Source organism: Myxococcus llanfairpwllgwyngyllgogerychwyrndrobwllllantysiliogogogochensis, assembly GCF_006636215.1.
GTDB lineage: Bacteria > Myxococcota > Myxococcia > Myxococcales > Myxococcaceae > Myxococcus > Myxococcus llanfairpwllgwyngyllgogerychwyrndrobwllllantysiliogogogochensis.
The window spans coordinates 43,375-54,537 of record NZ_VIFM01000047.1 but is presented as its reverse complement, the minus strand read 5'-3'; the positions used below and the strand labels follow the sequence as shown (position 1 = coordinate 54,537).

Genomic DNA, 11,163 nt, shown 5'->3' with positions numbered 1-11,163 from the left:
ACCCCGAACACCGCGCCAGCGACCCCCACCCACGCGACCACCAGGCCCACGGCCCTCGCGAGCCAGTCGAGGACGCCCGGAGCACCAGGGCTCACGGCGGCGGGCGGCGGGGACACGGCTGTCAGCGGGGAGTCGTGACGGCGAGGAGTATTCATGGAGTCTCACGGGCTGCGGGCGGGAGCCCCGCATCCTAGAGGCCGCCCCCGCGGCGGTGTCCCGGGAAAATCCGCCCCGCCGCGCCCGGCCACACTCCGGGCACGGCGAGGTTGTCACTCAGGGAAGGTCAGCCCTTCAGCCCTGAGGCTCCTGCGGGCACGTCGAGCACATGGGCGGGCAGTCCTGGGGGCACCACGTCGGCTCACCCGTGGAGCAGATGAAGTCACCGCACGGAGGCGTGTTGGGGCAGTCGATGGGGCAGGACCACCCATGCTCACCGTTGTTGCAGAGGCCGTCACCGCACGAGTTGCTGGGGCAGTCGCCGGGACACGTCGACGTCGTCTCCCCCCCGTTACAGATCCCATCCCCGCACGAGGTGCCAGGGCAGTCCGACGGGCACGACCAGGTCGTCTCCCCGTTGTTGCAGAGGCCGTCACCGCAAGTGGGCACCGAAGCGCAGTCCTCGGGACAGGTGGAGCTGCTCTCCCCGTGTGCGGTGTCACAGAAGTTGTCGCCGCAGATGTAGGCGCAGGGCTCGCACCACGGCCAACTGCCCCCGCATGGGCACTGCTCGAGCCCGGCCTCTACCTGTCCCGGCTCCATCACTCGGGAGTCGGGAGAAGACTCGCCACACGCGGAGAAGAGCCCCAGCGTCAGGCTTGCCACGACGACCAACAGACGAGACTTCATGGGCGACTCCTTGGAAAAGGGGGTGTCCAGGGTAACCCAGAATATCATCTCAATAACAAACACAGACGATGCGTGATTGCGCGGGACGTCATGGACGCGACTTCCCCCAGGGAGTCCGCGCCTGGCACCCGGACACATCGACAGGGTCTCCCCTCACCCGGCAGCGTCATTCGACGTTTCTTCTCTCGGACGGAGTGACAGGTCCACGTGCCGTGTGTTACCCCGAAAGACCACCTCGTTGGTGTTCAAACAGTACGTCTGGTTACTGACACCAACCCATCCAGGGCCGTTTCCGTGGAGCCATCGCGGAGGGTCCTGCCATGCCCAAAAGTGAGGAACCGCGTGAGCGCTACATCCAACGCGGTGCGGCCCCTGTCCCTGGGACAGCGATACCGTGCCTATACCCACAGGAACCTGGACGAGCTGACGGCGAGGGCACGCCTGTCGTCGGACGAGCGGCTCGCCGTGCAGGCGGTGGCCCAGGTGCTCCCCTTTCGCGTCAACACGTACGTGGTGGACGAGCTCATCGACTGGTCCGCCGCGCCGGACGACCCCATCTACCGGCTCGTGTTTCCGCGGGCGGACATGCTGCCCGCATCCGACGTCTCGCGCATCGTCGACCTGATGCGCTCGGGGGCGCCCGCGCTGGAGCTGGCGGGGGTGGTGCGAGACATCCGCGCGAGCCTCAATCCGCATCCCGCCGGGCAGATGCAGCTCAACGTGCCCAAGCTCGCCAACGAGGAGCCGCTGCCGGGGCTCCAGCACAAGTATCAGGAGACGGTGCTCTTCTTCCCGAAGCAGGGGCAGACGTGTCACGCCTACTGCACGTATTGCTTCCGCTGGGCGCAGTTCGTGGGGGACGCGGATTTGAAGTTCGCCTCGCGAGACATCGCCCCCATGGTCGACTACGTGCGCGAGCACCCGGAGGTCACCAACGTGTTGTTCACCGGGGGCGACCCCATGGTGATGAGCGAGGCGGTGCTGGCGCGCTACATCGAGCCGCTGCTGGACATCGAGCACCTGGAAGCCATCCGCATCGGCACCAAGGCGCTGGCGTACTGGCCGCAGCGCTTCGTCACGGACCCGGACGCGGACGACACGCTGCGCCTGTTCGAGAAGGTGGTCGCCTCCGGCAAGAGCCTGGCGTTCATGGCGCACTTCTCCCATCCCAACGAGATGGTGCCGGACATCGTGCAGGAGGCCGTGCGTCGCATCCGCTCCACGGGCGCGGTCATCCGCACCCAGGCGCCGCTGATTCGCACCATCAACGATGACGCGGCGACGTGGGAGCGCATGTGGCGCACGCACCTGCGCCACGGCATGGTGCCGTATTACATGTTCATCGAGCGGGACACGGGACCGCAGGACTACTTCGCCGTCCCGCTCGCCTCCGCCTACGACATCTTCCGGAGCGCCTACCGACAGGTGTCCGGCCTTGCGCGCACGGTGCGTGGCCCGTCGATGTCCGCCACGCCCGGCAAGGTGTGCGTGGATGGCGTGACGGAAATCGGGGGCGAGAAGGTCTTCATGCTGCACTTCATCCAGGCCCGGGAGGCGGAGTGGGTCGGCAAGCCCTTCTTCGCGAAGTACGACGAGAAGGCGACGTGGCTGTTTGATTTGAAGCCCGCCCTGGGTGCCACGCACTTCCCCTGGGAGCAACCCGCTATCCCCCCAGGATGAGGATGGCCATGCCGAGGATGAGCACGGCAATCATCCCGGACTTCAAGAGGACGTTGGCCTCGCGGAAGAAGAGGGCAGACAGGATGAAGCCCACGATGAGGCTCGTCCTGCGCAGCACGGACAGGTGCGTCACCATCGCCTGCGGCTCGGTGATGGCGACGAAGTAGATGAGCTCGGCCGCCACCCAGGAACACCCCACGAGCGGAATGCCCCAGCTCCAGGTGAGGCCCAGGCCCAGTCCGCCGTTGCGCAGCATGTACGGCACGAAGACGAGCGCGGAAAGGAGGCAGCGCTGGAACGCGGAGCTGGCTTGCAGCTCCAGCACGGGCAGGCCGAGCCGCGAGACGAGGAACTTGTCATACACGGTGGTCGCCGCCGACAGCGCGGTGGCGGACAACATCCACCACACGGAGCGGTTCTTCGCCAGCACCAGCCCCTCCTTCCGGCCGACGATGGAGAGCACGTAGTACGAGCAGACGGTGAGCATCAGCCCGAGGAACTGCACAGGCGTCAGCAGCTCGCGGAACATCAGGAAGCCGCCCGCCAGCGTCCACAGCGGGCCGGAGGCGCGCACCGCTCCGGCGATGGAGATGGGCAGCTCGCGGACCGCGTAGTACGCGAGAATCCACGACGCCGTCATCGCCACGCCCTTGGGCAACAGCCACGCCTGCTCCCGCCACGTCAATCCAAACGGCTCGACGTGGATGGGCAGCGCGCCCGGAATCAACACCGGCACCCAGCACAGCGCGCCAAAGAGAGAGGACCACATGACGACGGGGATGACGCTGTTGCCCGTCATCGCCTTCTTCGTCCAGACATCATAGAGGCCGAGCATCACGCCCGCGCCCAGGCCATACGCAATCCACATGGTTGAGGGTCTTCGAGGCAAAGAGGTGCCCGCTCGGGCCCACGGCTTCGCGAGGCCCGAGTCGGGAGCACGGCGGAGCGACACGCCCCGCCGGCGAGAAAGTCTTCCCGTCAGCCTTCGAGCGAGCGGAAGGCGTCCAACGTCTGACGCAGGTGCTCCGGAGACTTCGTGCCCGTCAGCACGTAGCCGGAGAAGCGCTGCCCGAGGATGTGAGTCAATGACTCGCGCATGGACAGCCGCGCGTCCCTCCCCTCCTCCTGGAGCAACTGGCCCATGGCGAAGGGGCGGTTGACCAGGACCTGGAGCCCGTGTCGGGCCGCCAGCTCGAACGCCGGCTCCAGCGTCCGGTGGAGCAGGTTGTAGGGGAACTGAAGGAAGGAATAGACGCCCGCGGCACAGGCGGCCTCGGCGCCGGCCCAATCACTCACACTGGCGCCCACGCGGGAGACCCCGAGCGTCCCCGCGTACTCGAGCACGCGCAACACCTCGGGCGAGCCCACGTTGCCGGCCGTCGCTTTGTGAACCTGGAGCAGGTCGATGTGCCCGAGCAGCCGCACGCTCTCGTCCAGGCTCCGGCGAAGCGCGTCCGGCGAGTGGTCCGTGAAGGACGTGTTCCGCACCGCGTCCCAATGCTCACCCAGCTTGGTGGCCACGAAGACGGAGCTCCGCGCGGAGCCGAGCCCCGACAGGAACGCGCCGAAGCGCTTCTCGCTCGAGCCATACGCGGGCGCGGTGTCGAAGCAGCGGACCCCCAGTTCGAGGGCGGTGTCGAGCAGCCGTCTGCCGTCGGCTTCCGACGGAGGCGGCTCGGCGCGGTAGCCCCACCTGCGCCCGAGCGAGAGCAATCCGAGCCCCAGCTCCACGGGCCGTGTCCCGCTCATGACTTCACCTTGGGGTGATAGAACGCCTGCGGCTTCACGTCCTCGGCGCGGAAGCCACCATTGCCCAGGATGACCTGTCCCACGCCCAGCACCAGGCCCCGCGCCGTGCCCGAGCCCTTCAACACGGCCGCGCGCACGTCCGGGTCCGGGTCGCTGAAGGCCGCGCCCGCCGCGAGCTGACAGCTGTCCACGGTGATGGCCCCGAGCACCTGCGTCCCGGAGCCGAGCACGCTCTCTCCGAACACGGACACACCGCCCAGATACCGTCCCCCGTCGCCCACGGTGATACGCGCACCGGAGCGATTGGCCTTCGCGGTGAAGCCGCCCTCGCCAAACTGGTTGCCGTCACCGACGAGGATGCTGCCCGTCTCGGCGGCCAGCAGTGTGCCCGTGTGGAGGATGTTCCGGCTGCCCAACTGGAACTCCGCCGAGGCCGCGCAGGTCAGCGTGACACACGGATGAATGACATTGCCCTCGCCGATGCGCAGGTGCCGCGAGATGAGCACGGAGAACGGGTCATAGATGACGTTCCCCGTGTCCGCGAGCGCGAGGACCTCCTCCACGGTGAGCAGGCCCGCCGAGCGCCGGGGCGCATCCAGGGCCGCGAGCAGGTCAAGCCGCATGGGTGGCCTCCCGCACGACGGACGCGAGGCTCGCGTGCAGCACGTCACACGGGCGCTTCGCGATGAGCCCATCCTCCAGTCGCTCGTAGAGCCGCGCCGTCAGCACGTCCGTGAGGAACGGCGCCTCCGTCATCTTCCCCGGCAGGATGCAGATGTGGCCGGGCACCGGCTCGTGGATGGCGATGTTGAGCGAGCGCGCGGAGCCCGCGTCGGGCGCGAAGTCCACCTTGGTGCAGGCCACGTCGCTGTGCGGCCCCGCGTTGCGCCAGCCCGGCACCAGCCGCTCCAGCGCGCGGTGGAGGTTGTCCGCCCGCTCGGGCACCACGTGGTAGTCGGGATTGGCGCACAGGAGCGCGTCTTCGTTGAGTCCCACGACGCTGTAGTCGCCGTGGTGCATCATCGCCGCCTCGTGCGGGTCCACGTAGAACAGCCCGTGCCCGCCCAGACGCGGCACCACCACCAGGTGGCTCTTCCAGTAGCGGATGGGCAGCTCCAGCCCGAAGAACTGGCGGAACAAATCTCGCGCCCCGAAGCCCGTCGAGTAGACGAACAGTCGCGACTCGATGTGCAGCGTCTCCCCCTCGGCGGTGATGACGGTGGCCTCCGAGCCGCTCACGCGCTCCAGCCGCGAGCCGGTGAGGACCTCCGCGCCGCCCTGCTGCGCGGAGGTGTACAGCTTGCGATACAGCATCCGCGTGTTGATGCTGACGTCAGCGACCTCGAACACCGCGGACGCGCGAGACAGGTCCGCCGACGAGAAGCGCGCCTGGGCCTGCGCATGCGTCAGCGGACGATGGCTGACGCCCGCCTCCTCCCAGCGCGAGACGAGCTCCTGGAGCCGGTCCGCGTCCCGCACCAGCACGAGCGGCGGCCGGTCCGCATCCTCCACGGCCTCCGGCGCGAAGGCTCGAATCTGCTCGTGCCCGTAGATGCACCGCCGCGCCACCTGGATGGCCGCCTGCCGGTCCTTCACCGAGCCGGCGTGATAGCTGCCCCGGTGCAACCAGCCCTCGTTCCGGGTGGACGGCCCACTGGCCAGCGTCGGTTGCTTCTCCAATAACAACAACCGCAGTCCGAGCCGCGCCAGCTTGTGGCTCGCCATCAGCCCCGTCACGCCTCCGCCCACCAGCACCACGTCATACCGACGGATGTTTCGCATCACGTAGCTCTCCCTATGTCCTGTCACACCGTCACGCGCCCTCCGTGACGAAGAATTTTCACAATCGTGACTTTCACGATTAGCTCGATTTGCTACTATTGACGCTTTGCGTCTGACTTAGGAAGGACGCGGCGGGTGTGGCGCCTGGGAGGCGTGAAGCACCATCCCGGGTGGGCTCGCGCGGAAGTCCCCGAGCGAAGGGCACCGAAGCAAACTCACGAGGGGCGTTCTCCTGGAAAATCATCAGGAGGCTGCAACCGTGCGACGGATGTTCAGGCTGCTGTGCTGTGTGGGCGTGCTGGCGGCGTGTGGTGGCTCGGAGACGGACGAGGACTTCGAGCAGGAGAGCGACCCGGGCACGCGGCTGGCGAGCGTGAAGCTGGCGGACGGCCAGGCGGTGACGTTCTACGAGGTGCCCGACTACGGCATCGTCACGGTGGTGAAGGGCCCGCGAGGCACGCCGATGCCGGACGCGGCGGCCTTCGACGGCATGCCCATCCCGGACATCTACCGCAAACTGTCGGGGGGCCAGGAGCCGCCCGCCGCACTGGTGGAGGCCGCCCGCCGCGTGCCGTCCGCCCTGGCGCAGACGCCCGTGCGCGAGGCGATGGCGCCCGAGGGCAAGGCGCAGACCTCCCTGGGGCCTTCAGGGGACAGCGTGAGTCAGCTGGCCGTGCCGGACACCGCCTGGTGGTCCGCCAATTTCTGCCAGGGCCTCAACACCGAGTACGACGAGCTCTGGTGCCCGCTGGGTGTCTACAGCTGGGCGCACACCGGCTGGGGGCCCGTGCAGAAGTACTACCAGGCCTGCGCCACGACGGGTGAGGCCACGGGCTCGCTGTGGATGGACAAGTGGGCGAGCGGCGCGTGGCAGCGCCTGCAGACCGCCACGCTGCCCAAGTGGTGGTGGACGTGCGTGTGGGGCGTGGGCGCGGCGCAGTACCGCTCCGGCCTGGATGCGACGGCCAACGCGCTCTTCGTGGCGCGCTACCGCTACGCCATCCCCAACATCATCGGCAGCGCAGGGGACCTCCCGGCCGACCGCAGCTACCCGAACTTCGCCGACAACATCCAGGGCATCACCCACAACTCCACGCACTGGTTCCTGACGCGCAACACCACCAACTTCTGGAAGGACGAGGCCACGAACGGAATCATCGCGAAGCAGGCGATGACGGCCATCAACGACGACCCGCCGGAGCGCTTCCACATGCCGACGCCCTGGTACAACGCGGGCTTCCGGCACTACGGCGACCTGGTGCACGTCAATGGCTACCTCTACATCGCCATGGATGGACCGAGCCAGGGCGGCGCCGTGGGCGTCTTCAACACGAGCATGCAGTACATCGGCTACGCGTCGCTGCCGAACTGGTCTGGTGGCGTGGCGTTCCTCGCGTACAACCCGCGTGACGGGCTGTTCTACGCGGCGACGAACGCCTTCGGGGCGACCTCGCTGCGCGGCTATTCCATTGGCCTGTCTGGCAACACCGTCACCGTCACCCACAAGCGCACGCTGACGCTGTCGAGCAGCATCCCCGTGGGCGCCTGGATTCAGGGCGGCAAGATTTCCGCGCGCGGCAACCTGTACATCAGCGTGGGCGGCGGCGGGCAGACGTCCGGCATCTACATGGTCGACGTGGTGAACGGCTTCGTGCAGACGTATTACTACGTGCCCTACGGCTCCTCGGACGAGTTCGAGGGCCTGGACCTGTGGGATTTGGACGCGGACCAGCGCCTGGGTGCTCGGGGACAAATCCACATGCAGAAGATCAACATCGACCTGCCGGGCTTCGCCGACGACTACTGGCTGTCTCACTACCGCGTCGACGACCCGAGCAAGCTGTAGCAAGGGGAATGGACGACCTCGAGCACGAAGGAGCCCGAGGTTTCAATCCACCCCGCACGGCGAGGGCCCGCGGCTCGACCCCTGAGCCAACGGCCCGCCCATAATGAAACACGGGCCCCGCGCGCCGTCGCCCCCCCTTTACACCTGGAAAAGGCTGGCAGAGGTAGGGACGATGTCCAGCCGCCTTGATCTACCGCGTGACGATGCTCCGCAGCCCCGTTCGTGTCTCGAACTCCTGGGCTAGTTGAGCCATCTCCGCCGAGTCATCGCAGCCCAGAACGAATGAGAAGGTGGGCTGAATGGGGTGGCGGTAGAGCAGCAGCGCGGCGTCTCCTCGCTCATACAGTGCGCAGTGCTCGACAGGAGGGATACGCTCGAAGCCCTTTTCCACGGCCAGTGCGCTCACCACGCCCGAACGGAAGGCGGCGGCGGCATCTGCATCGTCTGGTGATGAGAACTTCCTCCGGAAGGGCAACTGTGGCAGGCGAAGCTCCTTGAATGCCTCGCAATAGAGGAATTCTTCCAGTCCCCAATACATCGGGTGACTACCTCCTTGAGGATAGTTCTCCTCCAACAACCTATTGACAACCAAGCAATCATCGAGCCCGTGAGGGCTCGAGCGGTCAAAGAACCAGTCCCAGCTATTGAACCCCTTGTCTCTGGCGAAATAGACATAGCGGCCATTCTTCAACCAAGGGAGGCTGTAGGCACCGAGCACCCCCTCGATGGAGAAAGAAGCCTCGGCAAGCTCAAGGTCGCCCATGCTTGCCCCCATTATCTCCAGGAAACGACGATAGACGCCCGGAAGGGAGCCCGCGTGCTTCTCCAGAACTTCGATGTCGAACATATCCGCAGGGACAATCTCTTGGGAGAATCCGGGGCGATACTTTTCGACAAAATCAACAAACTCCCTCATGGCCCATCCTTGAATTAGGGGCACTGTTTTTCACAGTACATGGCAGGAAGTCGCTTCTGGCATTCCGCGCATGACGGTACGTTTTCTCCATTACTGAATGTCTGCTCGCGCTCTTCTGGTTCGGAAAGTCTCTTCGTCTCCAAGTCCTCTATCCGAACCGTGAACTTTACCGTAGGTCCTCTATCTGGCTTGAACCCTTCGACGAGCGGGTAGTACAGCCGCTCGATGAGTTGCCGAGGACCATGCCCACCATTCCTCTCCATGATCTGCTTGGCGGCACACATCCATTTCTCCTCCGGCACTCCAGAGTTGACGGGATGACCGGCGCACTCAAATCCCGCTGACTTCACGGCCTTTACGAATCCCGGAGGCGAGTGCCCCGAACAGGCAGCTATCTTCTTGCCCTTGCACTCGCAGACCATGACACCAATCATGTACCCCTTCATGAAGGTTCTTCCGTCTCCGCTAAATCTCAGCACGGCATTCGCCTTGAAGAATTCGTCAAGCGAATTGAGTTGCCCCTCTAGCGCTGAAATCTCTGCCGGCAGCGCAGCGAACTCTTCTCTCTGTCTGGGGTTTAGCCCCTTCCCCTTTCGCCTGTTCTCCTCAGTGTCCTTTGCCGCCAACTGGGCCTGATTCTTTTCTTTTTGATTCTTCTCCTTGGCGACCTTGCTCCGCTGGAGAATTTGCTGTTTCTGGGCATCGAGAGCCTGCTGCACTTCCTCAAACAGGGCGGCAATGGCGGTCTGCGTCTCCTCGCCCGCTTCCAGCGGATGAGTCTTCCCGCAGAGCGAGCACGGAATGTCGTCGCCGTAGATAACGGTCATGGTTCCAGAGGCCTGGATGATGCCCGTCATGGTGGCCGCATTCGCGGGGCTGCCAGAGGGGCCGCAGTTGTTGAGCATGGGGTCGCCCAGCAACTGCACATTCCTTCCTTCGATTTTGACGTTCATCGAGCCGGGGCCGATGAACTTCGTGGGACCGTGGGTATTGCTGGAGATGAGCCCACCTCCTGTCCCCTTGCTGGCCATGTCCCCCTTGCTGCCGAAGCTGGCGCCTGCGATGGCGACGGAGTGCCCATTGATGGTGACTGTCTTCGAGTACCCCTGAGGCGAGGCTCCGCTGTCGCCGATGTTGGGCAACGGGGTGGGCACGAAGGGAGCCGGCGGACCGGGCATCTTGCAGACGTTGGGCAGCGTGGCTGCCGCGACCCCCGAGCTTCCCTTGGTGACGGGCGTTCTCGGGGAGTTGACTGTTACCTTGGTCATGGTTTCGCACCTTCTCCACTTCCGGACAGAGGCCTCTCCAGCAGTGCGGCGGCGCGCAACCCGGCTTCCGAGCTCCCCCAGAGTAGTGCACGGGGGCCGCTCGCGTACCGCCGCTGCCAGGACTGCGCGCAAAGGACGAGGTTCAGCGCTCCAGTGGCAGCCCCCACCTCGCCGCAGTTGCTCACGGGTGTGCGAATAACGGAGGCGTCGCGGAAAACAGCCCCCAGTCGCAGGGCGACGAAACCCCACTCCTCGGAGCGGTAGCGCTCGCCGTTGAGGTCGCCGTGGACGCACGCCACCATCTCACCCGTGCCCTTCAGCGGCGCGAGCGCTTCATTCACGGCTGCGGTCAGCCCATCACCGAGGTTGAGGTCATTGGTGTGGATGAGCCGCGTCTCCCGGGCCGTGGCGACGGCGCGCACCGTGGCATGTGGCACCAGCCCCCACCGTCGTGCATCCGGTGCGGCCATCACCGCGACAAAGGCAGCTGCTTCGCCAGGCGCGAAGCCCGTGCGAGCCCCCGCCTCGAGCCACTGTTTGCGCTCGCGCAGCCAGGTCAGCGTCTGGACTTCATGGTAGCTGTCGATGCCCCCCACAATCACCAACGGGCAGCGCGCAGTGCGGCCCACCCGTGTCACCGCCTCACGCAACACCTCCAGCGCCGAGGCATGGCCCGTCAGCCGGGGCTCCACCCGCGGGCGCAGGTGCCCACCCCCGACAGCCGCGAGCGCGGCGACGACTCGCGAGGCATCCGCCGCCCTCCAGCCCGGGCGCTCCTCGGGGAGGCCCACCAGCACCGGCACTTCGACATTCACCGGCGGAAGCGCAGGCGCCAGCCTGGCGAGGACTTCTTCCAACGCCGCTGCCCCCATTACAGCCATGCGTGCGGCACTGCTCCATTCCTGTGAGTTCAAGAGTCCGTCTCTCGCGATGAACGAAGCGGGCTGGTGCCCCAACTCCGGCACCTGGAGGCGCCGCACGCGGCTGATGCCCGCACGCACAGCCGCCGCGACGCTCTCCGCGGTCGTCCCCACGGGCGCACGCGCTCCCGACGCCACGAGTACAGCCTCTGCCCC

Annotated in this window: 10 protein-coding genes; 2 read left to right on the top strand and 8 right to left on the bottom strand. The window is 66.3% G+C overall.

Features of this window, described 5'->3' with window-relative positions; genetic code table 11:
- Positions 1 to 291: 291 nt before the first annotated feature.
- Positions 292 to 846, bottom strand: coding sequence for a tenascin-X (locus FJV41_RS14525; RefSeq protein WP_141643066.1), 555 nt, complete (start codon positions 844 to 846; stop codon positions 292 to 294).
- Between the two features lie 342 nt (positions 847 to 1,188).
- On the opposite strand from FJV41_RS14525, the gene FJV41_RS14520 reads away from it, so the two are divergent.
- Positions 1,189 to 2,526 carry a KamA family radical SAM protein gene (locus FJV41_RS14520; RefSeq protein WP_174458217.1) on the top strand — a complete coding sequence of 446 codons (1,338 nt, stop codon included), beginning with the start codon at positions 1,189 to 1,191 and terminating at the stop codon, positions 2,524 to 2,526.
- Here FJV41_RS14520 and FJV41_RS14515 read toward each other — a convergent pair.
- The 4 genes from FJV41_RS14515 to FJV41_RS14500 all read right to left on the bottom strand — a co-directional run bounded on the left by FJV41_RS14515 (position 2,510) and on the right by FJV41_RS14500 (position 6,057).
- Complete coding sequence (locus FJV41_RS14515) at positions 2,510 to 3,394, bottom strand: DMT family transporter (protein ID WP_141643065.1); 885 nt, start codon at positions 3,392 to 3,394, stop codon at positions 2,510 to 2,512. The two genes, FJV41_RS14520 and FJV41_RS14515, sit on opposite strands and share 17 nt — an antisense overlap.
- A 110-nt stretch (positions 3,395 to 3,504) precedes the next feature.
- Entirely contained in the window at positions 3,505 to 4,275 is a 771-nt protein-coding gene (locus FJV41_RS14510) for an aldo/keto reductase (protein WP_141643064.1), read from the bottom strand.
- Positions 4,272 to 4,898 (bottom strand): LbetaH domain-containing protein, encoded by a 627-nt coding sequence (locus FJV41_RS14505; protein ID WP_141643063.1) that lies wholly within the window; start codon positions 4,896 to 4,898, stop codon positions 4,272 to 4,274. Before FJV41_RS14505 ends, FJV41_RS14510 begins: the two co-directional genes overlap by 4 nt.
- Complete coding sequence (locus tag FJV41_RS14500) at positions 4,888 to 6,057, bottom strand: NAD(P)/FAD-dependent oxidoreductase (RefSeq protein ID WP_217439487.1); 1,170 nt, start codon at positions 6,055 to 6,057, stop codon at positions 4,888 to 4,890. Before FJV41_RS14500 ends, FJV41_RS14505 begins: the two co-directional genes overlap by 11 nt.
- A gap of 259 nt (positions 6,058 to 6,316) precedes the next feature.
- Between FJV41_RS14500 and FJV41_RS14495 the strand changes: the two genes are divergently transcribed.
- Positions 6,317 to 7,903, top strand: a complete 1,587-nt coding sequence (locus FJV41_RS14495) for a hypothetical protein (protein WP_141643061.1) — start codon at positions 6,317 to 6,319, stop codon at positions 7,901 to 7,903.
- 190 nt (positions 7,904 to 8,093) lie between these two features.
- Here FJV41_RS14495 and FJV41_RS53660 read toward each other — a convergent pair whose 3' ends face one another.
- From FJV41_RS53660 to FJV41_RS14480, 3 genes are read right to left on the bottom strand one after another with little or no spacing between them, the layout of a single operon-like run.
- A complete protein-coding gene (locus tag FJV41_RS53660) occupies positions 8,094 to 8,819 on the bottom strand; it encodes a hypothetical protein (protein ID WP_246137209.1) in 726 nt (241 codons plus the stop codon).
- Positions 8,820 to 8,833: 14 nt separating this feature from the next.
- Positions 8,834 to 10,087 (bottom strand): PAAR-like domain-containing protein, encoded by a 1,254-nt coding sequence (locus FJV41_RS14485; RefSeq protein WP_141643060.1) that lies wholly within the window; start codon positions 10,085 to 10,087, stop codon positions 8,834 to 8,836.
- A complete protein-coding gene (locus tag FJV41_RS14480) occupies positions 10,084 to 11,121 on the bottom strand; it encodes a hypothetical protein (RefSeq protein ID WP_246137208.1) in 1,038 nt (345 codons plus the stop codon). Before FJV41_RS14480 ends, FJV41_RS14485 begins: the two co-directional genes overlap by 4 nt.
- Positions 11,122 to 11,163: the final 42 nt, after the last annotated feature.

Bases quoted from the DNA above. Each gene is read 5' to 3' on its own strand.
- FJV41_RS14505 (WP_141643063.1), bottom strand. From the start codon at position 4,898: ATGCGGCTTGACCTGCTCGCGGCCCTGGATGCGCCCCGGCGCTCGGCG.
- FJV41_RS14500 (WP_217439487.1), bottom strand. From the start codon at position 6,057: ATGCGAAACATCCGTCGGTATGACGTGGTGCTGGTGGGCGGAGGCGTG.
- FJV41_RS14485 (WP_141643060.1), bottom strand. From the start codon at position 10,087: ATGACCAAGGTAACAGTCAACTCCCCGAGAACGCCCGTCACCAAGGGA.
- FJV41_RS14510 (WP_141643064.1), bottom strand. From the start codon at position 4,275: ATGAGCGGGACACGGCCCGTGGAGCTGGGGCTCGGATTGCTCTCGCTC.
- FJV41_RS14525 (WP_141643066.1), bottom strand. From the start codon at position 846: ATGAAGTCTCGTCTGTTGGTCGTCGTGGCAAGCCTGACGCTGGGGCTC.
- FJV41_RS14515 (WP_141643065.1), bottom strand. From the start codon at position 3,394: ATGTGGATTGCGTATGGCCTGGGCGCGGGCGTGATGCTCGGCCTCTAT.
- FJV41_RS53660 (WP_246137209.1), bottom strand. From the start codon at position 8,819: ATGAGGGAGTTTGTTGATTTTGTCGAAAAGTATCGCCCCGGATTCTCC.